This window comes from Streptomyces sp. ST2-7A (genome assembly GCF_021390475.1).
In the GTDB taxonomy this organism is placed as follows: domain Bacteria; phylum Actinomycetota; class Actinomycetes; order Streptomycetales; family Streptomycetaceae; genus Streptomyces.
The window spans coordinates 13,258-39,941 of sequence record NZ_JAJUWS010000051.1 but is presented as its reverse complement, the minus strand read 5'-3'; the positions used below and the strand labels follow the sequence as shown (position 1 = coordinate 39,941).

Below are 26,684 nucleotides of genomic sequence, written 5' to 3'. Positions count from 1 at the left end.
CACCCGATACCGCCCGCCTTCCGGGGGCGCCGGCGATGAACCTCACCGATGTGGCCGGTCGGGTCACCGGGGTGCTGAGCTCGCGGTTCCTCCTGGTCGCCTACCTGCCGGTGCTGGCCGGGGCCCTGCCGCTGGTGGTACTGGTGTGGGCGGGGGCACCGGGGAGGGAACCCGACTTCTCCCGGGCGTGGGAGACGGCCGGGTCGCTGGGGGTCGGCGAGTCGCTGGTGCTCGTGCTCGCGCTGCTGGTCCCCGCCTTCCTCCTGCAATCCCTTCAGCTCTCCCTGCACACCCTCTGGCGCGAGGGGCCGCCGTGGCCGTGGCTGCGCCGCCACCGGGCGGCACGATGGCAACGCCGTCGGGAGGCGTTGACCGAACAGGCGCGTCTACCGGCCGACTTCCCCACTCTCACCCCTGCCGAGCGGGAGGCCGCCACGGCCCGGGCCTGGCCCGCCGCCTCCCGGCTGAGGCGCCGATTTCCCCCCGGGGCGATGCCGACCAGGCCCACGGCACTGGGTAACCTCCTGACGGCCATGGAGCATTCGGCGGGACGTGTGCACGGGTGGGACGCCGCCGTGGCCTGGCCGCGCCTGTACTCGGTCCTGCGGGATCCGGCCCGGTCCCTGGTGGACGACGCGCGGGACGCCCTGGACCAGTCGATCGGACTGGCGACCGTCATGTCGCTCTGCGCGCCGCTCTCGCTCGCCCTGCTGTGGCCCTCCGGGTGGTGGACGCTCCTGGCCCTGGTGCCGGTGGTCCCGGCGGTGGGGGCGTACCGGGCGGCCCTGCGTTCCGCCACCACCTACGCGGTCACGGTGCACGGCGCCTTCGACCTGCACCGCTTCGACCTGCTGCGCGCCCTCCACCTGCCGCTGCCCGCCGACCCGGCCGGGGAGCGGGCGCTGGCGACGGCGCTGTGCGACCTGTGGCGCCAGGACTTCCCCCTGCCCGCCGGCACCCGCTACCACCACGACGCCGGCCCCGGCGAGCCCTGAGCCGTTCGACGCGCCGGCGGATCGGCGGACCGGCGGAGGGATTGATTCCCCCGGCGCCCCGCCGGCCCCGGCGGGGCGGTCATCCGGTGCCACCGGGGTGGGACCGCACTGCCACGCCCCTCCGGGGAGCGCCCCGGGCCGGCGGGAGCGTGCGGCGGTCGCGGCCCGGGTGCGCGAGCGTGTCAGGCGTCGGTGAGGAGGGGGTCGTACGGGGCGCTCGCGCGGCGCCCCGACATGAAGGAGAGGAAGTCGCCCACGAAGGCACTCCGCCCGTAGGTGCCAGCGGTGCCATCGGTGGTGGTGAGGTCGCGGTGGAAGGCGGTGCGGAAGAGGGCCCGGTACTCGTCCGCGTCGATGGTGCCGTTGCCGTCCTTGTCGGTGGCGTCGAAGAGGACCTCGGCGACGCGGATGAGCGCGGGTCCGGCGAGGGAGGGGACGCCGGCGGCGTACTCGTCGGCGTCGATACGGCCGTCGCCGTTCGTGTCGAGGGCGGCCTGGAGTTCGCGCCACCAGGCGGCGAAGGCGTCGTAGAGCCGGGTCTCCTCGGGTTCGTCCAGGTCGAGGCGGGTGGAGAGCTCGCGGGCCATGGCGGCGAGGTCGGGCCAGTCGAGCCAGCCGTCGCCGGTTTGGTCCAACACCCTGCGGAAGAATTCCCTCGCCGGGCGCCGGCCCTCTCCCGTGTCCGCGGAAGGTGCCGGGTCGGGGGCAAGGTCGCCGCTCAGCGGGGTGAGGAGACGGAACAGGGCCGAGGCCCGCTTCACGCGGGAGCGCAGGGCGGCCGCGGTCCGGGCGCGGGGGTCGTCACTGTCGGGGGAAAGGGAGAGGAGTTCGATGATGCTGTCGGCGTTGATCCAGTCCGCCGGCAGGAAGCGGGTCAGCCCGGCGGTGAGGTAGGCACCCTGCATGAGGGTCGGGGCACCGGGCGTCTCGGCCAGGCCGGCCCGGCGCCGGTACGACTCGGGAAGCGAGGCGACGGTGATCGCGCCCAGGAGCGGACCGACGACGGCCCGGCCCGCCGCCCACAGGGTCGGCGCGCCGTCGAGCAGCGGTGGGGCGGGAAGGTGGTCGAAGAGCCGGTAGAGGATGACGCGGGCCGCCTCGGTGTCCTCCAGCTCGTTCTCGACGACCCAGTCGAAGTACGGCCAGAAGTCGTTCAGGTCCTCGGGGAGTTCGGTGGCGTCGCCGTCGAGCGCGGCGAGGTATCCGCGGTACTCGGCGTACATCCGCTCCATCGTGTCCCGGTCGAGCGGTTGGCCGCTGAGCCGGCACATGGTGACCGCGCTCTCGAAGAGCGTGGCGACCACCCAGGCCCGGGTCGCCCGGTCCATCGCGTCGTAGGGCCGGCCGCGGGAGTCGGAGCCGCTCATCCGGGCGTGCAGTCGGTTGAGCCGGGCGGCCTCCCGTTCGCGGACCACCGGGTCGGCGTCGAACATGCGCCGCATGCTGAGGAAGGTGTTGCGCAGCCGCCGCCAGGGGTGGGTGACGAAGGTGGAGTTCTCGGCGAGGGCCGCGCCGACCTGGGGATGGGCGGCCTCCAGCACGGTGGCGCGGATGATGGCCAGTGCCCAGCGCGGGTCGTCGAAGAAGGCGCGGAACCGTGAGTCCGGGCCGAACAGCGATGCCTCGTCGGCGGTGCCCGTGGTGTCGGCGCTCATGGGCGGTCTCCGTTCGTGCGGGGCGGAACGCCGCCGAAGCGGCGGTCGCGGTGGCGGTAGGTGTGCAGGCAGCCGAGGAAGTCGGAAGCCCGGAAGTCCGGCCAGAGCATCTCGGGGAAGACCCACTCGGCGTAGGCGACCTGCCAGAGCATGAAGTTGGAGATGCGCTGTTCGCCGGAGGTGCGGATGACCAGATCCACATCGGGGGTGTCGGGGAACGGCAGGTGATCGGCGAAGAGCCGCTCCGTCACCTCGTCGGCGGGTGTCCCGCTGAGGATCAGCGACCTCGCGGCCTCCACGATGTCCCGGCGTCCGCCGTGGTCGAAGGCGACGGTCAGCGTCATCCCCCGGTTGCCGGCGGTCAGTGTCGTCAGGTCCTCGATGTCCCGGGCCAGTTCGCGGGGGATGCGCGGATCTCCCGCCCCGAGGAAACGACAGCGGATGCCACGGGCCAGCAGCAGGGGCGCGTGCTTGCGCACGACCCGGCGCACCAGACCCATCAGGAACTCGACCTCGGGGTCGGGACGGTTCCAGTTCTCGGTGGAGAAGGCGTACAGGCTGAGCCACTCGACACCGGCGGCCCGGGCCGCCTCGATGATGTCGATGACGGTGGTCTCGGCAGCCCGGTGCCCGGCCGTGCGGGGAAGCGAGCGCCGCTGTGCCCAGCGGCCGTTGCCGTCCATCACGCAGGCCACGTGTCGCGGCATCGCGCGCGCCGGCCCGGTGTCCCGCCGCCGCTCGTGGAGCCCGTCGAGCCCGCCGTCGTGTCGGCGCCCGTTCGGTGGCTCCTCCGTCGTCGCGCGGGTGCGGGGGGCCGGGACGCCGGGGACCCCGACGCCCGGATCCGTCCCGTCCGGCCCCGCCTCGTCCGGAGGGGTGTGTTCGGTCGCGCGGCGCTCGGTCACGTCCACCCCGCCCCACCGCCCCCGCTTCGCCCATGGCCGCGCCCCACCGGGGCCTTCCCTCCCGGGAGTGTGCCGGAGGGAAAGGGTCCCGACCCGCCGAACGGGTGGCATTCACCCTCGACTCGTGTGTTCGGATCCCTCCGGGGCGAGCGGGGCCGCCGGTCGGCGGGTGGCGCCGTTCCCGTCCCCTCCGGGGTCCCGCGGCTCGGCGAAGGGGACCGTCACCGCCTGCGGGTGAAGTGGGTGGCGGTGACACCGTGGGAGAAGGCGGTGCGCCGGTCGACGTCGAAGAGGGTGGGGTCGAAGACGCCGTCGAAGCGCGGGACCCCGGCGCCGGCGACCACCGGGTAGCTCTTGATCACCAGTTCGTCGATCTCGGGCAGGAGGGTCCCCGCGAGCCTGCCCCCGCCGCAGAGCCAGATGTCCGAGTCGTTGCCCTCCTCCCGCTTGAGTTCGCGGATCAGGCCGATCGGGTCGTTCGGGACGACGGTGACGGCCGGATCGATGTCGGGTTCGAGGGTGCCGGAGACCACGTACTGCCGCAGGTGGGCGTACGGGTTGGTGATCCCGTGGTCGAGGGCGGGCCGATAGGCGCCGAGTCCCATGACGACGGTGTCGAAACGCCGGTGGGGCATGTCGGCGAGGCCACCCGTCGCCCCGAACTGCGGAAGGTCCTCACCGAGCGGGTCCGGGCCGACATCGACGCCAACCTCGCCTACCACGAGGCATCCGGCCTGCCCGGTGACGCCATGGCCGTCAAGCTGTTGATACTCGCCCTGAACTGGCTGATCGTCGAACAGCTCACCCTGCCCGAGGTCTTCACGGAGGCGGAGCGCGAAGAACTCGTGACGGCGGCGGTCGAACGGATCGTGGCGGTCGGCGGGACGACCGACGCGGCGTGAGACCGGCCGGCTACGCGGTGCCCCGGAAGGTGTTGCGGTAGGCGCGCGGTGAGACGCCGAGGGTCTCCCGGAAGTGCTGCCGCATGGCGCTGCCGGTGCCGAATCCCGTCCGGGCCGCGATCGCGTCCACCGGGATGTCGGTGCGCTCCAGCAGGCGGCACGCCTGCTGGATGCGCTGGTGGGTCAACCACTGGACGGGCGTCACCCCCGTCTCCCGCTTGAACCGGCGGCTGAGGGTGCGCACGCTCATCGACGCCCGGCGGGCCAGTTCCCCGAGGGTGAGCGGTTCGCCGAGGTGCTCCAGGGCGTAGAGGCGGGCGGGGGCGGTGGACGCGCCGCCGGGCTCGGGGACGGGATGCTCGATGTACTGGGCCTGGCCGCCCTCCCGATGCGGCGGGACGACCGTGCGGCGGGCCACGACGTTGGCCACCTCCGCGCCGTGGTCGCGGCGGATCATGTGCAGGCACAGGTCGATGCCGGCGGCCACCCCCGCCGAGGTGAGCACGTTCCCGTCCTCGGTGTGGAGGACATCGGGATCGACGTCGATCTCCGGGTACAGCGCGCGGAGTTCGGCGCAGGACTTCCAGTGCGTCGTGGCCCGGCGCCCCGTCAGGAGACCGGCGGCGGCGAGGGCGAAGGCGCCGGTACAGATCGAGGCCACCCGGGCGTCGGCCGGAATCCGGGCGAGGGCCGCGCGGACCCGGGGATCCAGCCGGCCCCGTTCCTGCGGGCCGTAGTCGTCCTCCGCCGCCGGGACGATCACCGTGTCGGCGTCCTCCAGGGCCTCCGGTCCCCGCCCGACGCGGAGGGTGAAGTCGGTGTCGGTGGGAATCTCCCCCGCCTCCGGGGCGCAGGTCACCACCTCGTACAACGGGCGGTCGTCCGCGTCGAGGGCCGTCCCGAACAGGCGGTGCACGATCCCCACCTCCAGCGGGATCAGCCCGGGTCGAACGAGGACCACCACCCGGTGCGGTCTCCCCGCGCGTGTTCCCGTGCCGGGGCTCCCCGGCGCGGCCCGCCGGGGACCACCCTCTTCGGATACGCCGTTTCCACCCATGGCCGGATTCTTTCACAGTGTGTCCATCCGGCCAGTGGTTCCGTTTCCCGGCCGCTCGAAGGATGTGGGGCATGACGACGAGTGCCGACCGCGCCCCCCGGGATGTCGATCCCCCGGCCGCCGACCCCCGACCCTCCGGGGATCCGCCCGCCGATCCACCCGCCGGCCCCCCGGACGCGGGCCGCCGGGCCTGGTGGGTGGCCGCCGTGACGGGGGCCGCGATCATCGTGGCCGGGGCCTTCTCCACCGTGCCCGGTCTCCTCCAGGACCCCCTGCACCGGGAATTCGCCTGGTCCCGGGGCGAGATCGGGCTGGCCGCCTCGGCGAATATGGTGTTGTACGGCCTGACCGCGCCGTTCGCCGCCGCCGTCGCGGACCGCCTCGGTCTGCGCCGCGTGGTGGTCGCGGCCCTCGCCGCCGTGGCCGCCGGCGCCCTGCTGACCACGGCGATGACCGCCGCCTGGCAGTTCGTCGCCTACTGGGGCCTGTTGGTCGGGCTGGGCACGGGCTCGCTGTCCATGACCCTCGGCGCGGTCGTCACCCACCGCTGGTTCGTCGCCCACCGGGGGCTGGTCACCGGCCTGCTCTCCTCGGGCAGCGTGCTGGGACAGATGGTGTTCCTGCCCGGCCTGGCGTGGATCATCGCCCGCCACGACTGGCGCCCGGCGCTCGCCTGCCTCGCGCTGCTCGCGCTGGCCGTCGTCCCGCTCGTGGTGCTCCTGCTGCGCGACCACCCGGCGGACCTCGGACGACGCCCCTACGGCAGCCCCGCCTTCGTCCCCAAGCCGCCTCCGGTGCCGGGCGCGGCCCGCCGGGCGCTGACCGTGCTGCGCGGGGCCGCCGGAACCACCCCCTTCTGGGTACTCGCCGGTGCTTTCGCGATCTGCGGGGCCACCACCAACGGCATCATGTGGACACACTTCGTCCCGGCCGCGCACGACCACGGCATGCCCGCCGGCACCGCGTCCGGACTGCTCGCGCTCATCGGCGTCTTCACGGTCGTCGGCACCGTCATCGCCGGCCGGCTCACCGACCGGATGGACGCCCGCCGGTTGCTCGCGGTCACCTTCGCGCTGCGGGGGCTCCTGCTGCTCTCGCTGCCGGTGGTGATGGCGGCGACGGTCACCCCGGCCACGATGGTGTTCGTGGTGGCCTTCGGTCTCCTCGACCTCGCCACGGTGCCGCCCGTGGTCGCCCTCTGTCGCCGTTTGCACGGCGCGGACGGTGCCATCGTCTTCGGCTGGATCGCCGCGACACACCAGGTCGGGGCGGCGATCGTCGCCTTCCTCGCGGGCGTCGCCCGGGACGCCTTCGGTGACTACACCCCGGTGTGGGTGCTGCTGGGCGCGGCCTGCGCGGTGGGCGCGCTGCTGTCCTGCGCCATCCACCGCCCCGCCCCGCCGGGTACCGACACCGACGAGCCGGCCGGCGCGTCGCCGGCCACCGCGCCGCCGGCCACCGCGCCGCCACCCGTCGCGAAGCCCGGCGGGTGACCGCCGCACCGACCCTCAGCGGCGGGTGGCGACGACCAGGCGGCAGCGGGGAGAGCCGTCGGGGCGGTGCCCGAGGGCGGTCAGCGCCGGGGCCTCGACCTCGAAGCCGGCCCGCCGCAGGTCCGCGAGCACGTCGGTGAGCCCGAAGGTGCCGTAGTACATGACGAACGGGGGCCGCCACAGCGCGTTGCGCACCCGCATGGCGGCGTCGAAGCCGCGCAGCAGCCAGAACGCCCGCGAGGTCGGGGGGAGCGGCGCGGCCACGGGGAAGACGAACCGCCCGCCGGGCCGCAGCGCGTCCCGCACGTCGACGAAGAGGCCCGGCCGCTCGGCGGGCAGGAAGTGCCCGAAGGCGCCGAGCGAGATCGCGATGTCGAAGGCGCCCTTCGGGGCGAACGGCAGGCGGCGGGCGTCGGCCCGCACCCAGTCGATCGGGACGGCGCCGGGCGGCTCGGGCACGGTCTCGCGGGCGACCTCCAGCATCCCGGCGCTGAAGTCCACCCCCACCACGCGTTCCCGGCACACCCCGCGCAGCATCGACGTTCCGGCGCCGGTCCCGCAGCACACGTCGAGGCCGGTGCCGAACGGACCGATCCGCCACAGCGCGTCCCCGACTGCGTCCACCACCCGGTCCGGCGTGCGGAACGGGGTGTGGTCGAACTTCGGTGCCAGCAGGTCGTATCCGCGCTCGGTGGAGGAGAGCGCCTGCGCGGCGAGTTCGCGGAACGTCGGACCCTCGGGGGAGAACACGCCCCCACCGTATCGGGCCCCGGCCTCAGCGGATGTCGGCCTCCGGGTGCGCGGCGTCCCAGCGGCGCCGCGAGTCGGCGATGGCCTCGCGGTGGCCGGCGGACCAGTCGGCGAGCGCCTTCAGTTGCAGGGTCAGGCCGTGTCCCATGGCGGTGAGCACGTAGTCCACCCGGGGCGGGACGGTGGCGTGGACGGTGCGGTGCACCAGACCGTCGCGCTCCAGGCGCCGCACGGTGAGGGTGAGCATCCGCTGCGAGATGCCGGGGACGGCGCGCAGGAGCTCGCGGAAGCGGCGGGTCCCGGCGGCGAGTTCGACGAGGACCAGCACCGACCACTTGTCGCCGATGCGGTCGAGGACGTCGCGGATGCCGCAGTCCTCGTGTTCCTCGCCGCAGGAGAGGACGGGTTCGGCCGGCCGGCCGAACCCGTCGATGGGCGGGGTGGTTACCCCGGTGTGCGTCTCCGACATCGAAGTGCCTCCTTACGCCGTGGAACGAGGTTACCGATGATGAGTGGGTTGCCGATGGGAACCACCGTGAATCGGTGGAGAAGCGGAGGAATGCCGTGCTGATGGTCACCGGAGCGGGTGGGGGACTGGGTGGGGCGATCGTGGAGCGTCTGACGGGCCGGCGGGACGTGATCGCGGGCAGTCGGCGCCCGGAGGGGTTGCCCACGACCCTGCCGACGCGCCGGATCGACTTCGAGGACCCGGCCTCCCTGCGCGATGGGTTCACCGGGGTTCGGACGCTGCTGCTCGTCTCGGCCGGGTACGGCGAGGACGACACGGTGATCGCGCGGCACGGCGCCGCGATCGACGCCGCCGAACGGGCCGGCGTCCGGCGCGTCGTGTACACCTCGCTCACCGGGGCCGGGGACCACCTGCCGTACGCGCTGCCGCACCGTTGGACCGAGCGCCGGCTCCGGGAGGGGCGCGCGGCGTGGACGATCCTGCGCAACGGCCTGTACGCGGAACTCCTGGCGGCCCTCGCCGCCCCGGACCCGGAGGGCCGGATCACCGCGCCGTTGGGGGAGGGGCGTCTGGCGGCGGTCGCCCGGCGGGAGTTGGCCGAGGCGGCGGCCCGGGTGGCGATCGAGGCGGAGTCGGCCTCGACCGACGGCGGGGCGCGGTCCCCGCACGCCGGGCGGGTGTACGAACTGGTCGGGCCGGAGGCGATCGGCGGCCGGGAGGTGGCCGACCTGATGGGTGGGGGTGTGCGGTACGAGCCGGGCACCCTGGCGGGTGCGCGGGAACGGGTCGCCGCGTCGGGGGCGGCGGCCTTCCAGGTGCCGATGTTGGTGGGAACGGCCTCCACCATCGCGGCCGGTTTCCTCGCCGGCACGGGCGGGGACCTGCCGTCCCTGCTCGGGCGGGAACCGGCGGGCGCGACACGGGTGCTCGCGGAGTTGTTCGCGGGTGCGGGTGCGGGCGCGGGCGCCTGAACTCCCCGGGGCGGTTGGGCCGTGCCGTCGCCGGACCGGAACCGCTCCGGAAGCCGGACCGGGGTCAGGCGCCCGGACGGCCGGTGTCGCCGGTGTCGCCGAGGGAGATCAGGAGTCTGCGCAGCAGGTCGGCGGTGATCTCGCGGTCCTCCGGTCCGAGGGTGGCGAGCAGGCGATCCTCGTGGGCGACGTGGCCGGTCACCAGTCGGTCGACGAGCTCCAGCCCCTCGGTGGTGAGGGTGATCAGGACGCGGCGGCGATTGTCCGGATCGACCTCGCGGGTGATCAGGCCGCGTTCGACCAGGCGATCGGCGCGGTGGGTGAGGGCGGCCCCGCCGATCATCGCGGAGGCGGCCAGCTCGCCGGGGGAGAGGGTGAACGGGGGGCCGGTCCGGCGCAGGGTGGCGAGCACGTCGAACTCCCAGGGCTCCACGCCCTGTTCGGCCAGATGCTCCCGAACCGCCTGCCCGAGCAGGCGGGAGAGGCGGGAGATCCGGCCGATCACGGCCATGGGGGAGGCGTCGAGGTCGGGCCGGGCCCGCGCCCACCGGTCGAGGATGCCGTCCACCGCGTCCCGCATCACGCCTCCCGAAAAACTTCGACGTCGAATTGTTTGACGACAGGTTAGCACCGGGCTACTCTCGCATCGTCGTATATTTCGATGCCGAAAGGTTTGATGATGTCGAATCCCGGTTCCCCCGGTTCGTTATCCGCATCCCGGACCGGCCCCACCGCCGATCCGACGCCCGTCCCGACTCCTCTCCCAGCGCCGCTCGGCGTTCCCGAGGTCATCCGCACCCGGCGGGCCATCCGCCACTACGCCCCCGATCCCGTCCCCGACCACCTCCTGCGCGACCTCCTCGACCTCACTCTTCGGGCCCCCTCCGCCTGGAACGGTCAGGCCCGTTCCGTCGTCGCCGTCACCGATCCCGCCGGACTCGCGGGTCTGGTCCGTGCCACCGGCGGGCAGTCGCAGCCCCGGGAGGCACCGGTGATGCTCGTCTTCGTCGCCGACTGTGCGGACCGACCCACCGATCGCGAGGACATCCACCGCGCCGCCCGCGAAGCCGGCGCCTGGAGCGCCGCGTCCGCCGAGGACTTTCTCGCCTCCGAACGCGCCCACCGCCGTGGCCTCGCCGCACGCGGTCTGCTGCGCGAGTACGCGGTCAAGGACGCGATGCTCGCCGCCGCCCACGCCCTCCTGGCCGCCACCGCCCTCGGCCTGGCCACCTGCCCGATGAACGGCTGGGACGAGACGGCGGTGAAGGAGGTCATCGGCGTCGCCGACCGCGACGACCTCGCCATCGCGCTGCTGACCCCCGTCGGGTTCCCGGCCGAGACCCGGCGCCCACCCGGCCGACTGCCCCTCGGACGACGTGCCTTCGCCGACCGGTACGGAGTCCCCTTCGGGGCCCCTCCCACCGGCACCCCCGGCTCGGCCGTCCGCACCTGACCGCCGTCCGCGCCGAACCGGGACCATCCCGCCCGCCGGGGAGCGGGGAGCGGGGAGCGTCCTCGGCGAACCGGCCCCGCCCCCCGGACCCCGCCCACGACCCCGAAGGAGGGCCGACCCGTGTCCGAGGGCCGCCGACCCCTGCTCGACACCGGCGTGACGGCGCTCGCCCCCGCCGTATGGGGCAGCACCTATCTGGTCACCACCGAATTCCTCCCGCCGGACCGCCCGTTGCTCGCCGCCGTGGCCCGGGCCCTGCCCGCCGGACTGGTCCTGCTGGTGTTCACCCGGGTCCTGCCCACCGACGGGTGGTGGTGGCGGGCCGTGGTCCTCGGCGTCCTCAACATCAGCCTGTTCCTCCCGCTCCTCTTCGTCGCCGCGTACCTGCTGCCCGGCGGCGTGGCGGCGCTGCTGCTCTCCATGCAACCGGCGCTGGTCCTGCTGATCGGCATCCCGCTGCTGGGCCGGGGCATCCGCCTCCCGCACGCCGTCGCCTGCGCGCTGGGCGTCCTCGGCGTCGCGCTCCTGGTCCTCGAACCGACCGCCGAACTCGACGCCGTCGGCGTCCTCGCGGCGATCGGCGGAGCGGTCTCGATGGCCTGCGGCATCGTGCTCACCAAGCGGTGGGGAAGGCCCGACGGGGTGGGGGTGCTGCCGTTCACCGGCTGGCAGCTCACCGTGGGCGGTCTGGTCCTGCTACCGCTCCTCCTGATCGGAGAGGGCCTGCCGGACCGCGTCACCGGGGCCAACCTCGGCGGTTTCCTGTACCTGGGAGTGATCGGCGCGCTGGTCTCCTACGTGCTGTGGTTCCGCGGCCTCGAACGTCTCCCGGCCTCCGCCGTCTCCTTCCTCGCCCTGGTCAGTCCGCTGGTCGCGGCGGTGCTCGGGTGGGTGGTGCTCGGCGAGGCGTTCACGCCCCGCCAACTCCTCGGCGGCCTGCTCATCGCCGGTGCGATCCTCCTCGCCCAACGCGACTCCGCCCCGCCGTCCGGGTCCGGGCGGCGCCCGGTCGGCGGTTCGCGGAAAACCGTTGCCCGGTAGGAGAGTTCGCCTAGCATCGCCCGCATGGAGCCCTCCTCCGTCGCGCTGCGACTGGCCACCGGCGCGCTGGCGCCCCTGATCGGGAAGCTGTTCGTGAAGGAGGGACCGGGCGCCGAACTGGTGGACCGGCCAGTGCGGTTGGCCTCCCTGGTCTCCTTCCGGGGCGAGCGTCGCACCCTCGGTGAGGCGGAACTCAGCAAGCTCGCAGCCGTGTTGGTGCGCCGGGCCGGACGAGCGGCCGGCCCCGTCGAGGCGCCCTCCGCCGAGACGGCCGCCGAACTCACCGACGCCCTGGTCCGCGCCCTGCACGCGCTGGGCGATGTGGACATGGACGACGTGCAAGCCGTGCGGCTCGGCCCCGAGGCCCTCGCCGCCCGGCTACCCCGCCCCCGCGACCTGTCCGCCGACGCCGAAGCCCGCTGGGACACCCTCCTGCACACCTGCTGCGTCCACGTCCTGCACTTCTTCACCACCCGCTCGACCTTCGTCGCCCGCGCACAGGTGGAACAGACCCGGACGCTGCACCGCGCGACCCGGACCATGGACCTGCTGCTGGAACGGATCGGCGACCGGCGCGCGGAGGACGCCGACTTCGAGCCGCGCTGGGCCCGGCACGTCATCGCCCGCCACGGTGAACTGACCATCCACGGCCTGGACCTCGGCCACGGGCACGAATGGCAGCTGGACGCCGCGTACGTTCCGCTGGAGGTCACCGCCCCGGAGGCGGAGGCCGATGACCCGACGGCCCCGGCCGGTGCCACCGGATCCGTCGACCCCTCCGGCCTCGTGCTGCGGGCCGAGGACGCCCTCGCCGGCCGGGACCGGGTGCTGCTGCGCGGCGTCGCCGGCTCGGGCAAGAGCACGCTCGTGCAGTGGCTCGCCGTCACCGCCGCCCGCACCCACCTCGGCCCCCCGCGCGACCACCCGCCGGGCCTCGATCACCTGGTCGGCCGGGTGCCGTTCGTGCTGCCGCTGCGCCGCGTGGTGATCGACGGCCGGCCGCCGAGCCCCGACCGCTTCGCGCACGCCGTCGGCAGCCCGCTCGCCACCGCCCAACCGGACGGGTGGGCCGACCGGGTCCTGCGCGCCGGCCGCGCGCTGCTGCTGGTGGACGGCGTGGACGAGGTGCCCGAACGCGACCGGGAGACCGTCCGCCGCTGGATCCGCGAACTCATGACGACCTACCCCGGCAACCCCTGGGTGGTCACCGCCCGCCCCTCCGCCGTCCGGGAGGCGTGGCTCGCCGACCGCGACGCGGCACGCGGCTTCGTCGAACTCTCCCTCGCGCCGATGTCCCGCACCGACATCGAGCTGTTCGTCACCCGCTGGCACGAGGCCGCCGACGCCGACCCCGCCCTCGGCACCGCCCTGGTCACCGCCATCCGCACCACCGAAGCCCTCGGACGGCTGGCGGTCAACCCGCTGATGTGCGGGCTGCTGTGCGCGCTGCACCGCGACCGTGAAGGCTTCCTGCCCACCGACCGCCGCGACCTCTACGAGGCCGCGCTCTCCATGCTGCTCGAACGCCGTGACCTCGAACGCGGTGTGGACACCACCCTCGGGGCCGGGGGGCGACTGTCCCGGGACGCGCTGGTGCGGCTGTTGCAGCGCCTCGCGCACTGGATGATCCGCAACGACCGCGCCGAGATGGACCGCGCCGACGCCGTGGCCCAACTGGACCGCGTCCTCCCGGCCATGGCCCACCACGTGTCCGCCGACGGGGACACCGTCCTGCGCCACCTGCTGGAACGTTGCGGCCTGCTGCGCGAACCCGTCCCCGGCCGGTTGGACTTCGTGCACCGCATCTTCCAGGACCACCTGGGCGCCGGGGCCGCCGTGGAGGAGGGCGACTTCCCCCTTCTGCTGGACAACGCCCACCGCGACCGGTGGGAGGACGTCATCCGCATGGCCGTCGCCCTCGGCCGCCCCGCCGAACGCGTCCGCCTACTGGAAGGGCTGCTGGACGGCGCCGGCGAGAACTTCCCGTCGGCGCCCCCGGTGGAGGAGGCCGAGGGGCGGATCGTCCGCCGGGTCCTGCTGGCCGCCGACTGCGTGGCCCACGCCACCGAACTCGACCCCGGGACGCGCCGCCGGGTGACCGACGCCGTGGCCCGGCTCCTGCCCCCCACCGACATGCGGCAGGCGAGGTTCCTCGCCCACCACGGCGGAGCACTGCTCCTCGGTCTGCTGCCCGGACCGGAAGGGCTGACGGACGAGGAGGCGGGCGCGGTGGTGGTCACCGCGCTGAAGATCGGCACGGACGCCGCCCTGCCGCTCCTGGCCCGCTACCGGCGGCACCCCTCCCTCTGGTTGCGACGCCAGCTGGCCTGGAACTGGCACCACTTCGACGCCGAACGCTACGCGCGGGAGATCCTGGCCGACCTCGACGACGAGGACCTCTACATCAGCGTCCACACCCACGAACAACTGCGGCTGCTGCGCGACCTCGGAGGCCGGGCACGGGTGCAGCTCGTCGGCACCCATCGACCGGAGGAGCTGAGCACCTACCTGGTCCCGGAGCGGCTGACCCACCTGTGGTGGCGCGACCTCCCCGCTCCCGGGGACGACGGGAGCCGGACCTCCGCCTTCCCGCGCCTGCGGGAGATCCGGGTGCGGCGGAGTGCCGTGGCCGAGGGGTTCCGGCCTCCGCCGGGCTTCACCGCCGCCCCCCACCCCGAGGACTCCGGAGCCGTCCTCATGACCCGGGACACCGGGAACACCGGGACGCCGGGGTAGACGTCCGCCCGGAAAGCCGACCGTGCTCGCTATGGGCCTCACCGGTCCGGGGCGCACGACCGCCGTCCCGCCGCCCGGCCCTCGGTGACCGGGGGCCGGAATCCCCGGATGACTCACGGCTGTTGGCCCCGATGACATCATGGTGAGCGGGCCCGTACTCTCGGTACGGCGATGGTCACCGGGGGGATGACGGATGGGTGGGGGGACACCGAGCAACCCGGGTTCCAAGGTCACACAGCGGGATGTCTTCCTCGCCGTGGTCAGCATCGTGGTGGCCGCGATCGGCGCCGGGTGGTTCCTCAACTCCTGCTCCGCCGAGGGAGATGGAACGCCGGGAGGACTGCCCTCGCCATCCGCGTCCGCCCCCGACGGGGAGGCGCCGCGGGAGGACGCGGCCCTTGACGGCGAGGGGCGGGACGACCCGGAAGCGGACGAGGGGCGGGAACGGGCGGCCTCGGAGCCCGACGTTCGCTACCTGTCGGAGCTGAAGCCGGCGCACGGCACGGCGAGGACCGGTGCCGTCCACCTGGTCGGGACGGACTACGAGTACAGCGTCCGCGTCGAGCACCTCTGCCTCGGCGAGCAGGTGATCGCCTACGCGCTGGAAGGCGCCTGGGACACGTTCGAGGCCACCCTCGGCGTCACCCTGGAGGCTCATCCCGGGGATATCCACCACTTCCGCGTCCATGTGGACAACGAGCCCGCCACCGACCGCATCGCGCTGACCAAGTACGACACGGAGCGGGTCACGGTGGATGTCAGCGGCGCCGCCGAACTCCGGTCGCACGTCAACGCCGATATCCGCTGCGGCACCGGCGGACAACCCGTCTGGGGCGACGCCGTGCTCGGTGGCGTCCCCTGACCGTCGGCCGGGGACCGGGAGTGCACTCCGTCGCAGTCAATGCCCGTGCGGAGGCACGGCCGTTCGATGCGGTCGGACACGAGCCGTCAACCCTCCGCGACCTCAGGACAGGAGGCGTTCGACGGCCGTGCGGCCCGCTTCGAGGGCGGCCTTCAGCGTCTTCCCGTCGCGGGTGAGGCGTCCGACCCGGGGTGAGTCCAGGGCCGGACGGATCGAGAGGACGGCGGGCTCCGTCCGGGTCGCCGTCTCCACCGGCGGTGCCCCGGTGGGCAGGCCCGACCGGTCGTAGGCCGCGAGGAGCGCGTCGTCCTCCGACAGTCGGCTCCCACGTGCGTGGAAGGCGTCGTGCAGGGCCTTGGGGTAGCTCCGCAGAGCGGTCGAGGTGATCAGCCGCGCCCCGAAGGAGGGGCGTACGGACCCCCGGTCACCGGCGACCGGCGAGGGCATCGGCGCCGAGCGGGAGCGCAGCACCAGCACGTGGGTCGCCCCCTGCGCCAGCGCGGTGCGGTAGGGGATGGACTCGGCGAGGCCGGCGTCGTAGAAGACCTGCCCGCCCAGGCGGACGGGCGGGCCCGCGAGGAACGGCAGGGCGGCGCTGGCACGTAGCGCCAGCCGCAGTTCGGCCGGCCCGGTCAGGAACGGACGCAGGTCGGTGGAGAGGCCGGAGTGCGCGTCGGTGGCGAGGGGGTGCAACTCCACCGGGTTGGCCAGGACGGAGTCGAAGTCCATCCGGGCGACCTCGGGGTAGAGGTGTTCGATCAGGTGGTGCACGTCCACCATGGGACGGCGACGCCAGAGGTTGGACGGGCGGATCATCGCCCTCGCGTAGAGGGGGTCGGCCCATCCCGCCAGGTTCTCCGGGGTGTTGCTGAGCAGCCAGGCGCCCGTGATGGCTCCCGCCGAGGCCCCGTATACGGCGTCGAAGACCCTCGCCACGCCCGCTTCGTGCAGTGCGAGGGCCATGCCGGCGGAGATCGTCCCGCGCATCCCGCCGCCCTCGATGACCAGGGCCAGGCGCAGGCCGTCACGGCGCGAGCCCGGGCCGCCGTCGTCCCGCGAGCGGTCGGCGATGACCCGCAACACCTCGTGCCGCTCCCCGGTGGTGAGGTCCCCGGTGGTGAGGTCTTCCCGACGCATGTGCTGCCCTCCCGCTGCTCCCGCTTTCCGGCCTCTCCGGGGCGTCCGGGGCCTTCCGGAGCCGACGGTACGGGATGGGGTGCCGGCGATGCGTGCCGTGACGCGCCGGCCGAACACACTCCCGAGTGGGGCGGGTCCGACCGGTCGAATCGGAACGGTGTCGGATCATGCCGTCGCGGCGGGGGTGGGGAGGGAGAGTTCGCACCAGACGGATTTGCCGGGCGGGGTGCCGGGGTCGGAAGGGCTGGAAGAAGAGATGACGTGCCGGCCCCAGCGGTCGGCGAGGGCGTCGAGCAGGAGCAGGCCGCGACCGTCGAGGGCGTCCCGGCGGGCGTCGAGGGTGGGTGCGGGGGCGCGGGCGGCGGAGGGGTTCGGGTCGGTGTCTTGGACGGAGATCCGCAGCGCGGGGTGGGTCCACCGCAGGGCGAGTGAGGCCGGGCCGGTGGTGTGGCACACCGCGTTGGTGATCAGCTCGGAGACCAGCAACTCGGCGCGCTCCAGGAGTTCGTCCAGACCGTGGGAGCGGAGCACGGCCCGCAGTGTGGTGCGAGCGATCGCCGGGACGCGGGGATCGCGGGGGAGGTTCAGCTCGTACCGCCACGGCTCCGCGAACCCGATCCGTTCGGGAGGGGCGGTGGTACGGGGGGTGGGACAGGGGGAGGGGGTGTGCGACATGGATCTCTCCCGAGCGGATGAGAGGGACGGGCGGGTCCCCGGGGCGGCCATCGAGCGGTGTCATTGCCGTCGTCTCCCGTGCCTGCGGGCAGGGCGAAACGGTGTACTTCCCCTCGGGAGTACCGACGCGGGTAACTGAGTCACAACTTAGAGTATTTGTGACTCACCTGTGAGTCCTATTCCCTAAACGGGTGACCTCGTGAGGGCTTGGTTGGTCCAAAAGGTGACGCGCTGCCAGACTGTCCGCCGCATGAAGAGGGGTGACATGGCTCAACGGAACGTGCCCACCGGGCGCCGTCGACGGCTCGCAACGGAGATCCGACGCATGCGAGAACAAGCCGGAATTTCACTGGTGGAGGCAGCCCGGCGACTGGGTGTGGATCGCACGATGCTCTCCAACGTCGAAGCCGGTCGCACCGGTATCAGTGAGGACCGTGTCCGTTGGTTCGCTCACCACTACGAGTGCCATGAGCCCGCGTTGATCGAAGCCCTGGCGAAGATGGCCGTCGGACGCAAGGCTCGGCACTGGTGGGAGGAGTACCGGGGGAAAATTCCCGAGGGGTTTCTCGATGTCTCGGAGGTGGAGCACCATGCCCATCGCCTGCGCACGGCCCAGACCGTCCACCTGCCCGGCCTCTTCCAGACCGAGGACCACGCCCGTGCCCTCTTCAATCTCGTGGTCCCGCCGCTCTCCCGGTTGGAAATCGAGCTGCGTGTCGCCCACCGCATGGCGCGTCGGCAGGTGATCGAGCGGGAGGACCCCGTCCCCTACGTGGGGATCATCCATGAAGCGGCTCTGCGGATGGAGTTCGGAGGTCGTGCGGTGGCGCGGTCTCAACTGCGAGGCCTCGTCGAGGCCACCGAACGCGAACACGTGACCCTGCTCGTCATCCCCTTCAGGGCGGGGAGCTTCCATGGCGCCGGTCAATCCATCCTGTACGCCGAAGGGCCTGTCCGAGCGCTCGACACCGTTCAACTCGACACCGCACACGGAAGCTACTTCGCCGACGCTCCCACACCGTTGGCGAACTACCGTTCTCTGCTGGACTTGATGGAGGCCTCGGCGCTCCCTCAGGAGGAATCCCGGGACTTCATTCATGCGATCGTCCGAGACTTGTGAGGGCTCATGCAGCAGCGAGTGAGCACTTGGCGTCGTTCCTCTTTCTGCGGTGCCGGCGGCAACAACTGCGTGGAGGTGGCGGCGACGGTCGGCGGTGTGGCGGTGCGGGAGAGTGAGGTGCCGGGGCGGGTGGTGGTGGCCGAGCCCGCCGCGTTCGCCGCACTGCTGGACGCGATCCGGGCCGGGCGGGTCGGCGGTCCGGGCGGCTGAACCCGCCCCGGGGCGTTGATGGTTCGCTACTGCCACGATTCATGTGACTTCCCGATCGCCGGTTCTTCCGGGTTCTGTCACGGGCTGTGGTGAACCCCTGCCCGGGGATGGGGATTCCCGATATCAAGGTGTGCATGTGCACACGAAGAAAGCGTTGGGTGGCCGTGACGGCCGCCGTGGTGGTCGTCGGCCTCGGAGCGACGGCGTGTTCGAGCGGGCCGGAGAGCCCCGCCGCGGCACCTCCGGTGGCGGAGGACTTCGACGCGGCGGAGTGGGAGGCCGAACTCGAGGAAGCACTCAAGGATCTGGAGGAAATGGGGGACCCGGGGGATCTGGTGGGCTGGGACGACTTCGGCACCGGTGAGCCGTTGAAGGTCGGGGACTGCTGGGGCCGGGGGACCACGGTGGACCACGACCCCCGTTCCTGCACCGAACCGCACGTCTTCGAGGTGGTCGGCGTCCACGAGGGCTTCGAGGCGCCGGAGGGCGGTGAGGGACTCGACGGGATGCGGGCGGAGCAGGATGCCAAGGACGCCATCTGTGAAGGGCTGTTCGCCGAGTACTTCGGCGTCTCGTACAACGACCAGCCGTTGCCGATGATCCTGGTCACCCCCGAGCCGGTCGAGATGGGGTCCGACCGGATCGTGTGCAGCGCCTACACCACCCGCAGCGAGGAACACACCTCCCCCTTCTCCATCGGCTGAGCGCGGGGCCCGCCACCGGGCCGGCCGTGGCGCCCTCACCGGGAGGGGCGTGAAATGTGCTCCGGATCGGAGCAAACGGCCCACCGGGACGTGACCGGCCGGTAGGCAGGTGCGCATGTGCACACGGAAGAAGCGTTGGTTGGCGGCGACAGCCGTCGTCGTGGCCGTCGGGCTGACCACCACGGCCTGTGGTGGCGAGGAGTGGTCCGATCCGCCGGAGTTCGCGGCCGACGACTTCGACGCCGGGGAGTGGGGAGCCGGGGACGCGGCGGCCGGTGAGCTGTCCGTCGGCGACTGTTGGGGCCGGGCCGACACCGTCGACGAGGACCCCCTTTCCTGCGAGGAACCGCACGTCTACGAGGTCATCGGGGTCCACGACGCGGTGGGCGAGGCCGACGACGCGGCGCGCGACGCCCTGTGCGAGTCCTCCTTCGCCGACTACTTCGGCGTCACCCCGGCGGAACGGGGATCGCCGCATCTGGTGATCACCCCCGAGCCGGCGCCCGCCGGAGCGGAGCGCGTGGTGTGCAGCGTCCACACCACCCCGTCGGAGGAACACACCGGTTCCTTCCGCTGACCCGCCCGCACGCCCGCATCCCCCCACACCACAACGGGAGTCGCCCCGGGGCCCCGGCGAACGGTACGCGAAAACCGTTGGCCGGGGCCCGCCCCCGTCCGGCAGGATCCCCTCGCATGACGCACCGTTTCCAACCCCTGTACGACCTGCGGATCACCACGCCGCGCCTGGAGTTGCGGGTCCCCGACCCGGAGACGTTGGAAGGTCTGGCCGAGGTGGCCGCGGCCGGCGTGCACCGGGACGACGAGATGCCGTTCTCCGTGCCGTGGAGCGCGGCGCCGCCGTTGGAACGGGGCCGGGCCACCGTGCGGCACGTGCTGGGGACCCTGGCGCAGTGGCGGTCCGAGGACTGGACCCTCGCACTGGCGGTCCTGCACGAGGGGCGGCCGGTGGGGCGCATGGACCTGACCGGCCGCGACTTCGCGGTCACCCGCGAGGCTTCCACCGGTTCCTGGCTGGGCCTCGCCCACCAGGGCGCCGGCCTCGGCACCGAGATGCGCGCGGCCGTCCTGCATCTGGCGTTCGGGGAACTGGGGGCGTTGGCGGTGACCTCCTCGGCGATGACGGACAACCCCCGCTCGCTCGGCGTCTCCCGCCGCCTCGGTTACCGGGAGGACGGCGAGGAGTCGGCGGCCGTCTCGGGCCGTCGTCGCACCCTGCGCCGGTTGCGTCTGGACCGGGCCACGTGGACGGCCCGCGCGGCCGACGCGCCCGCCGGGGGAGGGGTGCGGATCGAGGGCCTGGAGGGGTGCCGGGAGATGTTCGGCGTCTGACATCGGACCGGGACGGTTCGGGTGCCCTGCCGACACCGATCGACACCGATCGACACCGACCGACCGCGGGACCGGGACGGCCGCGGCCGGTCGGCACCCCGCTCCCCGGGCCCGGTTCCCACGGTGTTTTCGCAGCTCACAGCCGTGAGCTGCGTGCGCATGCGGGTGTCCGGGGGGGAACGTATTCTGAGGACGACGGCCTTCGCCGCCGCACCGCCGCCTTCGTGTGGGAGATGCCCCCGGGTGGCGGACGGCGGGTGACCCGCCCCGGCATCGTTCCGGGAGGCCCGTCCGCCGGTGGGATGCCTCGGGTGGACGCGAGCAGCGCCACGACCGGGTTCCATCTTCCCTCCCCGGCACCGATTCCCTTCGGACTCCCCCTTCGAATCCCCTCTGGAAAAGGTGAGGTCTGTGATGACATCAGCTTCTTTGCGCCGTTCGACGATCGCCCTGGTCGGCGCCACCGCCCTGGCTCTGGGCCCGGCACTCTCGGCCGCGGCCCAGGACGACGAGGAGGGCCTCGACGAACAGACCCAGCAGGAGATCGAGGACCTCCGGGAGGCGATGGAGCCGTACGAGGACGTGGATCAGGCGATCGAGGACGGCTACGTGCAGGCCGAGGAGTGCGTCGAGACCGACGACGGCGCCATCGGCTACCACTACTACAACCCGGATTACATCGGACAGGAGGTGAACCAGGAGGAACCGCCCGTACTGGTCTACCTGCCCGATCCGGACGGTGAGCCGGGAGATCTGCGACTGGGCGCGGTCGAGTACATCGTCGCGGACGAGGGGCAGGACCCGCCGGAGTTGTTCGGTCAGGAGTTCGAGAGCCCGCCGGAGGAGCGGGACACCGGAGAGCAGCTCGACGAGCAGGACACCGACGACGAGGACAACGGGGCGGGACTCATCGAGGACCAGTTCAACGGGGACGACGCCCCCGACGCCTACTCGCTGTACGTGTGGCTGTTCTGGGACAACCCGGACGGCATCTTCACCCCCTACAACACCGACGCCACCTGCGAGGTCGAGTACAACTGAGCGGCCCGAACCCGCTCTCCCGGACGCCCGGCTCCGGGGCCGGGCGTCCCTCTCCCGGGACCACCGTCGAGGGTGGGCGGTAGGCGCGTCGAGGCGTAGCCTGGAAGGTGGACTCGGGATTGTTCAACCATCCCGCCGGGAGGCGGATGATCATGACCATCGTCAAGAGGAATTTCGAATCGGCCGACGAGGTCCGCCCCTTCGAGGACCACAAGGGACACCTGGACCTCATCGAGACCGACCACGGGCTTGTGGGCCGCGCGGTCTTCGAACCGGGATGGCAGTGGTCGAAGCACGTCAAGCCGATGGTCGGCACGGAGAGCTGCGAGGCGGCCCACACCGGGTACTGCGTCAGTGGCCGGATGAAGATCGTCATGGACGACGGCGACGAGGCCGAGTACGGCCCCGGGGACTTCATGGAGGTCACGCCCGGGCACGACGCCTGGGTGGTCGGCGACGAACCGTGTGTCGCCCTCGACTGGACCGGCATGGCGGACTACGCCAAGCGGATGGCCGCACCCGCCGGCGTCTGACACCCGCACACCGTGTCCGCCCCGCCGTCGGCGGGGCGGACACGGCCACACCGAACCCTCCGGGGCCCGCCGGCCACACCGAACCCTCCGGGGCCCGCCGGCCACACGGGACTCCCGTGCGGCCGGCGGGCCGATTCCTCCCCGGCATCCAACATTCGGCATTCGGCATCCGGCGCGGACCGAAGGCCCCGGGACGGGGTCCCTCACACCAGCCCCGGGTGCTCCAGTTCGTCGGTGACGCGATGGGCGTCGGAGAGCAGAGCCCCGTACAGCGGCCACTCGCCCGGCGCGTCCAGGTTCTCCCGCCGGCAGCGCTCCATCAGCTCCTCGTACCGGGTGCGGACGGCCCCGAGAGCCGCCTCCAGTTCGTCCCGCTCCGCGTCGTCCTCCGGCTCCCCGCCGCCGAAGCGCTCCACGGCCGTGGCGGTGTCGGCGAGCAGATCGGCGTAGGGGGTGAGGAAGTCATGGGCCAGCGAACCGTAGTGCTCGCTCTGCACGGCGTAGGTCAGGCCGCGCACGATGGAACGGGCGCGGAAGCCCACCCGCTCCAGAACGTTGACCGTCGTGTGCCGGGCGGCGAGGTCGGTGGCCGACGGGTCCGGGCGCGGCGCCGTCGCCCCCGAGGCGCGGCCCGCCCGCCCCGGGGGCCGGATCGGTGCCAACCGGGCGGCGTCCTCGCTCTCGGAGACCACCCACCGGGCCGTGCGGGTACGGGCCTCCAGGTCGCGCAGTTGGCGCTCCCACCGCCGGACGGTTTCCTCCGCCGGCGCATTCTCCGCCAGGGACTCCCCGACGGAGCGCAGCATGGCCGCCACCCGCCGGGCGAGGTCCTCGCAGGCCTCCTCCGCGTCCCCGCGCCGGTGCGGGGACGGGGACAGCACCAGCGCGAAGCCCAGGCCGCACCCCGCTCCCAACGCGACGGCCAGCAGCAGATCGAGCCCGTAGTCGGGGTCACCGTTACCGGCGGCGAAGGCGAAGAGCGCGACCACCGGCAGTTGGGTGCGCTCGTTGCCGAGCGGCCACATCCGGCCGGCGGCCAGGGCGAGCAGCATGAGGATCGCCAGCGACCAGCCGTGCACCCCCGCCGTGACGCCGAAGGCGGCGGCCAGGCTGACCCCGACCACCACCGCCGCCAGGTACTTCAACGACACCCGCAGGGAACGGTGCACCGTCCCCTGGAGGACGAGCAGGGCGGTGAAGGGGGCGAAGGTGAGCACCGAGGAGGGCAGGACCGCCGAGGCGATCAGCCAGGCCACCACCGTGGCGCCGACGATCTTGAACTGGAGCACGACGTCGTCGCGCTCCCAGCCCGGCCCGCGCGCCGCGCGTCGCAGGTGGTCCACGCCCTCGGCCGTGCGCCGGCGCACCGTTCCCAGCGGGCTCATCCGTTCTCCCTCGCGTTTCCGATCCGTGGCGTCCGGTGTCCCGGCGGGGCACCGCCGGGGACGTTGTCGGTGACAACCGTCCACCGTCGGAGTGCCCCTGCCCGGATCGATGGGTACGGCAACGGATCGGTCCGGGAGCGTCCGCATCCCGGTCGGGTGGGCCGGGGGTCGGAGGTCCGGGTGCCTAGGATGGCGACGTGAGCGGGCGGCGAAGCGGAACGGGACGACGGGGCGTGGCGCTCCGGGTGTCCCGGTGGACCCGGACGCGCCGGGCGATCCGGGTGCTGCCGCTGCTGCTGGGCGTGCTGTTGCTGCACGGGATCGGGACCGCCGCCCTCGCGCACGCCGCCGTGACGGCGCCGGGCCACCACCCCGCCGCCCACCCGGACGCCGGGTATGCCGCCGGGTACGCGGACCACGCCGGGTATGCCGCCGGGTACGCCGAATATGTCGGGCACGCGGGCCACGCCCGGCACGCGGGCCATGCGGACCACGCCCGGCACGTGGAACACGTCGACCATGTCGGCGGCGGGGAGCGTCCCGGTCATGCCGGTCACGACCCCCGGACCGGGAGCGCCGAGCCCACCGGGCACGCGGACCACCACGGCCAGGGTGCGGCGCACCCCTTCACCGCCGTTCCGGGCACCCCCGGGCATCCCTCGGCCCCCGACCGGGCCGCCGACGTGCGGGAGCCCTGCGGGCACGCGGAACGCACCGAGGTCACCTGTCACGCCGCCGGCGTGGCCCTCGCGCCCGCCCCGCCGTTCCCCACCGGCTCGATCCCGGTGCCGGTTCTCTCGGCGGCGCCGCCCGCCGTCCGGCCGTGCGCGCTCCTCGACCGGCGTGCCCCGCCCTCGCTCAGCGAACTCCAACTCCTGCGGGTGTAGGAGCGCCCCCGGGCGGTCGGTCCCTCGTGGCCGGCGCCCGGCGCCGTCGCGTCCCTTTCCCCGTTCCCACGTCCGCCGTTCGCGCTCCACCGCGCGTCCGGCGGCGACCCGTCGCAGGAGTTCCCCGCCATGCGTGTGACACGCCGTTCCCCCCGCCTCCCCGTCCGCCGGCCGCTCGGCCGCCTTCTCGCCTCGGCGGCCCTGGCCGCCGGCGCCCTGACCCTCACCGCCTGCGGCGCCGCCGACGACGGGGCTACCGACCACGCCGGCCACGCGGCCCCGACCACCGGGGACGAGGAGCCCCGGGAAGGACACAACGACGCCGACATCGCCTTCGCCCGCGAGATGATCCCCCACCACCGGCAGGCCCTCGAGATGTCCGAACTGGCCCCCGACCGGGCCGCCTCGCCGGAGGTCCTGGCCCTCGCCGAGGAGATCGAGGCCGCCCAGGGGCCGGAGATCGAGACCCTCACCGCCTGGCTGCGCGGCTGGGGCGTCGAAGTCGCCGAGGAGACGGACGCCGACCACCACGGCCACGGGCTCCACGACGGCCACGACATGCCCGGCATGTTGACCGACGAGGAGATGGCACATCTCTCCGCCGTCGACGGTGAGGCGTTCGACACCGCCTTCCTCGGTCTGATGATCGAGCACCACGAGGGGGCGCTGGAGATGGCCCGGCAGGTGTTGGCGGACGGTTCCCACGAACCGACCGCCGAACTCGCCCGGGAGATCATCGACGGTCAGGAGGCCGAGATCACGCGGATGCGCGAACTCCTCGGCGAACCCGTCGAGCGCTGACATCCGGGCCGGCCCCGAAGCCGGGCCCGATCCCCGTGGCCCGTCCCAACCGTCGACGGTCGGGACGGGCCACGGGCCTCAGCGCAGCAGGGCGAAGACGGACGCGGCGACCGCGAAACCGAGCACCGTGCCCACCATCACCTGCGCCGGGGTGTGGTCCCGCAGCACCACCCGCGACCAGCCGATCGCCGCCGTCACCGGCAGCAACGCCCACGCCGGCGCGCCGAACTCCACGATCAGCGCGGCCGTCGCCCCGGCGGCGACGGCCGCGTGCACGGACACCTTCCACCACGCCGTCACCGCGATCGTCACCAGCAGACCCGTCACCATGGCCACGATCAGCGCCAGGACCGGGCGCGGCGTGCCGAGGGCCGCCGAGACGCCCAACCCCACCAGCACCGAACCGAGGGTGATCAGCAGCGGCACGGCTCGCTGTTCGCGCACCCGCACGTGCCGGTCGCTCCACACCCCGCGCCGGATGCCGACCAACACCACCAGCAGCGGCAACCCGCCGCAGAAGACGACCGCGGGGAGGGTGCGCACCAGTCCGTCGAGGCCGTCCCCGGAGCGCAGCCCGATCACCGGCAGCAGCGCGATGACCAGGTGGACGGGGGCGAGGAGGTCGGTGATCAGCCGGGCGAGACGCCGGGTGGGGGTGTTCGGGACGGCCGGTTCCCCGACGGTGGACGGCCGGGCCGGCGGGGTGGGGACGGCCGGGCGGGAAGGGTCGGTCTCGGGTGTGGTGCTCACGTGTTCTCCGGACTCGCAGGGCTCTCGGAACTCGCCGGTCGGCACCGACCGGGGTGCACCGGCCGGGTGGTGACGGCAGAACATACGCTTCGGGCGGCCCCCGGGTTCACCGTCCGCGCCGGCCGGCCCGGGACGGACCCCGCCGTCGCCGGTGGGCCGGCAGGATGTTCGCATGGCAGGCCCGGACCCCACGGAACCAACGGACGCCCCCGCCCCCGCCCCTGGTGGCGAGACCGACACCACTCCCGCCGGCGGCGACGGGATCGAGCGGGGGAGCGGACCCCCGACCGTCGTGCCCGACCCCGACCCCGACGCCCCCGCGCCCGCCGCACCCGCGCGGCCGGTGCCCTCCTCGCCGGAGGTCTCGGCGCGGATGAGCCGGCAGGCCGTGCGCGACACCGCCCAGGAGGTCGCCGTGCGGCGCCTGCTGTACGCGGCGGGACACCGCTACCGCCTGCACCGACCCGTACCGGGCCTGCCCCGCCGCAAGATCGACATCGCCTTCCCCGGCGCCCGGGTCGCGGTCTTCCTCGACGGCTGCTTCTGGCACGGCTGTCCCGAGCACGCCACCAGCCCGAAGTCCAACAGCGAGTGGTGGCGCCGCAAGCTGGACGGCAACAAGGCCCGCGACCTCCGGACCGGACAGGCCCTCACCGAGGCCGGCTGGACGGTGCTGCGCTTCTGGGAGCACGAGTCGGCGGAGGACGTCGCGGCGAGCGTCGCGGCCGTCGTGCTGGCCTGCCGCGAGGGGGACTGACCCCGGCGACGGTCGTCCCGGCGTACGCCTCCCGGCCCTCGCCCC

27 protein-coding genes and 2 pseudogenes are annotated in these 26,684 nt (G+C 73.5%); 18 read left to right on the top strand and 11 right to left on the bottom strand.

The window, feature by feature from the left end; all coding sequences use genetic code 11:
• The first annotated feature begins 35 nt into the window (after positions 1 to 35).
• Positions 36 to 995, top strand: coding sequence for a hypothetical protein (locus LZF96_RS23575; RefSeq protein WP_233876360.1), 960 nt, complete (start codon positions 36 to 38; stop codon positions 993 to 995).
• Between the two features lie 182 nt (positions 996 to 1,177).
• Here LZF96_RS23575 and LZF96_RS23570 read toward each other — a convergent pair whose 3' ends face one another.
• From LZF96_RS23570 to LZF96_RS23560, 3 genes and pseudogenes are all read right to left on the bottom strand, one after another.
• Positions 1,178 to 2,650 carry an oxygenase MpaB family protein gene (locus LZF96_RS23570; protein WP_233876358.1) on the bottom strand — a complete coding sequence of 491 codons (1,473 nt, stop codon included), beginning with the start codon at positions 2,648 to 2,650 and terminating at the stop codon, positions 1,178 to 1,180.
• Entirely contained in the window at positions 2,647 to 3,357 is a 711-nt protein-coding gene (gene uppS / locus LZF96_RS23565; protein ID WP_233876382.1) for a polyprenyl diphosphate synthase, read from the bottom strand. Before uppS ends, LZF96_RS23570 begins: the two co-directional genes overlap by 4 nt.
• Before the next feature lie 419 nt (positions 3,358 to 3,776).
• Positions 3,777 to 4,202: pseudogene (locus LZF96_RS23560) on the bottom strand (dihydrofolate reductase family protein); the annotation flags it as partial.
• Here LZF96_RS23560 and LZF96_RS23555 point away from each other — a divergent pair.
• A pseudogene (locus LZF96_RS23555) lies at positions 4,197 to 4,457 on the top strand (TetR/AcrR family transcriptional regulator); the annotation flags it as partial. The pseudogenes LZF96_RS23560 and LZF96_RS23555 sit on opposite strands and share 6 nt — an antisense overlap.
• A 10-nt stretch (positions 4,458 to 4,467) precedes the next feature.
• Here LZF96_RS23555 and LZF96_RS23550 read toward each other — a convergent pair.
• Positions 4,468 to 5,421 carry a helix-turn-helix domain-containing protein gene (locus LZF96_RS23550; protein ID WP_308294272.1) on the bottom strand — a complete coding sequence of 318 codons (954 nt, stop codon included), beginning with the start codon at positions 5,419 to 5,421 and terminating at the stop codon, positions 4,468 to 4,470.
• A 164-nt stretch (positions 5,422 to 5,585) separates the two neighbouring features.
• Between LZF96_RS23550 and LZF96_RS23545 the strand changes: the two genes are divergently transcribed.
• Positions 5,586 to 7,007 carry an MFS transporter gene (locus LZF96_RS23545; RefSeq protein ID WP_233876354.1) on the top strand — a complete coding sequence of 474 codons (1,422 nt, stop codon included), beginning with the start codon at positions 5,586 to 5,588 and terminating at the stop codon, positions 7,005 to 7,007.
• 15 nt (positions 7,008 to 7,022) lie between these two features.
• On the opposite strand, the gene LZF96_RS23540 is transcribed toward LZF96_RS23545, so the two are convergent.
• Both LZF96_RS23540 and LZF96_RS23535 read right to left on the bottom strand, forming a co-directional pair.
• Positions 7,023 to 7,757 (bottom strand): class I SAM-dependent methyltransferase, encoded by a 735-nt coding sequence (locus tag LZF96_RS23540; RefSeq protein ID WP_233876352.1) that lies wholly within the window; start codon positions 7,755 to 7,757, stop codon positions 7,023 to 7,025.
• Between the two features lie 25 nt (positions 7,758 to 7,782).
• Entirely contained in the window at positions 7,783 to 8,226 is a 444-nt protein-coding gene (locus LZF96_RS23535) for a helix-turn-helix domain-containing protein (RefSeq protein WP_233876350.1), read from the bottom strand.
• 74 nt (positions 8,227 to 8,300) lie between these two features.
• On the opposite strand from LZF96_RS23535, the gene LZF96_RS23530 reads away from it, so the two are divergent.
• The gene (locus LZF96_RS23530; protein WP_233876348.1) at positions 8,301 to 9,197 is read left to right on the top strand and encodes an NAD(P)H-binding protein; all 897 of its coding nucleotides are present in this window, start codon (positions 8,301 to 8,303) and stop codon (positions 9,195 to 9,197) included.
• 64 nt (positions 9,198 to 9,261) lie between these two features.
• On the opposite strand, the gene LZF96_RS23525 is transcribed toward LZF96_RS23530, so the two are convergent.
• Positions 9,262 to 9,777, bottom strand: a complete 516-nt coding sequence (locus LZF96_RS23525) for a MarR family winged helix-turn-helix transcriptional regulator (RefSeq protein ID WP_233876346.1) — start codon at positions 9,775 to 9,777, stop codon at positions 9,262 to 9,264.
• Between the two features lie 81 nt (positions 9,778 to 9,858).
• Here LZF96_RS23525 and LZF96_RS23520 point away from each other — a divergent pair, with 81 nt between their 5' ends.
• The 4 genes from LZF96_RS23520 to LZF96_RS23505 all read left to right on the top strand — a co-directional run bounded on the left by LZF96_RS23520 (position 9,859) and on the right by LZF96_RS23505 (position 15,289).
• Entirely contained in the window at positions 9,859 to 10,650 is a 792-nt protein-coding gene (locus tag LZF96_RS23520) for a nitroreductase family protein (protein ID WP_233876344.1), read from the top strand.
• A 120-nt stretch (positions 10,651 to 10,770) separates the two neighbouring features.
• Positions 10,771 to 11,691: an EamA family transporter gene (locus tag LZF96_RS23515; protein WP_233876342.1), complete on the top strand. Its 921-nt coding sequence runs from the start codon at positions 10,771 to 10,773 to the stop codon at positions 11,689 to 11,691.
• 24 nt (positions 11,692 to 11,715) lie between these two features.
• Positions 11,716 to 14,427 (top strand): NACHT domain-containing NTPase, encoded by a 2,712-nt coding sequence (locus tag LZF96_RS23510; protein WP_267941285.1) that lies wholly within the window; start codon positions 11,716 to 11,718, stop codon positions 14,425 to 14,427.
• Positions 14,428 to 14,620: 193 nt separating this feature from the next.
• Complete coding sequence (locus tag LZF96_RS23505) at positions 14,621 to 15,289, top strand: NPCBM/NEW2 domain-containing protein (RefSeq protein WP_233876340.1); 669 nt, start codon at positions 14,621 to 14,623, stop codon at positions 15,287 to 15,289.
• 102 nt (positions 15,290 to 15,391) lie between these two features.
• On the opposite strand, the gene LZF96_RS23500 is transcribed toward LZF96_RS23505, so the two are convergent.
• Both LZF96_RS23500 and LZF96_RS23495 read right to left on the bottom strand, forming a co-directional pair.
• The gene (locus LZF96_RS23500; protein ID WP_233876338.1) at positions 15,392 to 16,426 is read right to left on the bottom strand and encodes a patatin family protein; all 1,035 of its coding nucleotides are present in this window, start codon (positions 16,424 to 16,426) and stop codon (positions 15,392 to 15,394) included.
• Between the two features lie 165 nt (positions 16,427 to 16,591).
• Positions 16,592 to 17,101 carry an ATP-binding protein gene (locus tag LZF96_RS23495; RefSeq protein ID WP_233876336.1) on the bottom strand — a complete coding sequence of 170 codons (510 nt, stop codon included), beginning with the start codon at positions 17,099 to 17,101 and terminating at the stop codon, positions 16,592 to 16,594.
• Between the two features lie 265 nt (positions 17,102 to 17,366).
• Here LZF96_RS23495 and LZF96_RS23490 point away from each other — a divergent pair, with 265 nt between their 5' ends.
• From LZF96_RS23490 to LZF96_RS23460, 7 genes are all read left to right on the top strand, one after another.
• Positions 17,367 to 18,221: a helix-turn-helix transcriptional regulator gene (locus LZF96_RS23490; protein ID WP_267941284.1), complete on the top strand. Its 855-nt coding sequence runs from the start codon at positions 17,367 to 17,369 to the stop codon at positions 18,219 to 18,221.
• Positions 18,222 to 18,227: 6 nt separating this feature from the next.
• Positions 18,228 to 18,431: a DUF397 domain-containing protein gene (locus LZF96_RS23485; protein WP_233876332.1), complete on the top strand. Its 204-nt coding sequence runs from the start codon at positions 18,228 to 18,230 to the stop codon at positions 18,429 to 18,431.
• A 134-nt stretch (positions 18,432 to 18,565) separates the two neighbouring features.
• Positions 18,566 to 19,135, top strand: coding sequence for a septum formation family protein (locus LZF96_RS23480; protein WP_233876384.1), 570 nt, complete (start codon positions 18,566 to 18,568; stop codon positions 19,133 to 19,135).
• Between the two features lie 115 nt (positions 19,136 to 19,250).
• The gene (locus LZF96_RS23475; protein WP_233876330.1) at positions 19,251 to 19,712 is read left to right on the top strand and encodes a hypothetical protein; all 462 of its coding nucleotides are present in this window, start codon (positions 19,251 to 19,253) and stop codon (positions 19,710 to 19,712) included.
• A 116-nt stretch (positions 19,713 to 19,828) separates the two neighbouring features.
• Positions 19,829 to 20,485, top strand: coding sequence for a GNAT family N-acetyltransferase (locus LZF96_RS23470; protein WP_233876328.1), 657 nt, complete (start codon positions 19,829 to 19,831; stop codon positions 20,483 to 20,485).
• Positions 20,486 to 20,899: 414 nt separating this feature from the next.
• Positions 20,900 to 21,526 (top strand): hypothetical protein, encoded by a 627-nt coding sequence (locus LZF96_RS23465; RefSeq protein WP_233876326.1) that lies wholly within the window; start codon positions 20,900 to 20,902, stop codon positions 21,524 to 21,526.
• Between the two features lie 152 nt (positions 21,527 to 21,678).
• Positions 21,679 to 22,059, top strand: a complete 381-nt coding sequence (locus LZF96_RS23460; protein ID WP_267941283.1) for a cupin domain-containing protein — start codon at positions 21,679 to 21,681, stop codon at positions 22,057 to 22,059.
• A 203-nt stretch (positions 22,060 to 22,262) separates the two neighbouring features.
• Here the strand turns inward: LZF96_RS23460 and LZF96_RS23455 are convergent, their stop codons facing one another.
• Positions 22,263 to 23,444, bottom strand: coding sequence for an aromatic acid exporter family protein (locus tag LZF96_RS23455; protein WP_233876324.1), 1,182 nt, complete (start codon positions 23,442 to 23,444; stop codon positions 22,263 to 22,265).
• Positions 23,445 to 23,641: 197 nt separating this feature from the next.
• On the opposite strand from LZF96_RS23455, the gene LZF96_RS23450 reads away from it, so the two are divergent.
• Both LZF96_RS23450 and LZF96_RS23445 read left to right on the top strand, forming a co-directional pair.
• Positions 23,642 to 24,331: a DUF6153 family protein gene (locus LZF96_RS23450; RefSeq protein ID WP_233876322.1), complete on the top strand. Its 690-nt coding sequence runs from the start codon at positions 23,642 to 23,644 to the stop codon at positions 24,329 to 24,331.
• Positions 24,332 to 24,460: 129 nt separating this feature from the next.
• Complete coding sequence (locus LZF96_RS23445; protein WP_233876320.1) at positions 24,461 to 25,132, top strand: DUF305 domain-containing protein; 672 nt, start codon at positions 24,461 to 24,463, stop codon at positions 25,130 to 25,132.
• Positions 25,133 to 25,210: 78 nt separating this feature from the next.
• On the opposite strand, the gene LZF96_RS23440 is transcribed toward LZF96_RS23445, so the two are convergent.
• A complete protein-coding gene (locus tag LZF96_RS23440) occupies positions 25,211 to 25,882 on the bottom strand; it encodes a hypothetical protein (protein ID WP_233876318.1) in 672 nt (223 codons plus the stop codon).
• Between the two features lie 373 nt (positions 25,883 to 26,255).
• On the opposite strand from LZF96_RS23440, the gene LZF96_RS23430 reads away from it, so the two are divergent.
• Positions 26,256 to 26,639 (top strand): very short patch repair endonuclease, encoded by a 384-nt coding sequence (locus LZF96_RS23430; RefSeq protein ID WP_233876316.1) that lies wholly within the window; start codon positions 26,256 to 26,258, stop codon positions 26,637 to 26,639.
• The last annotated feature ends 45 nt before the right edge of the window (positions 26,640 to 26,684 follow it).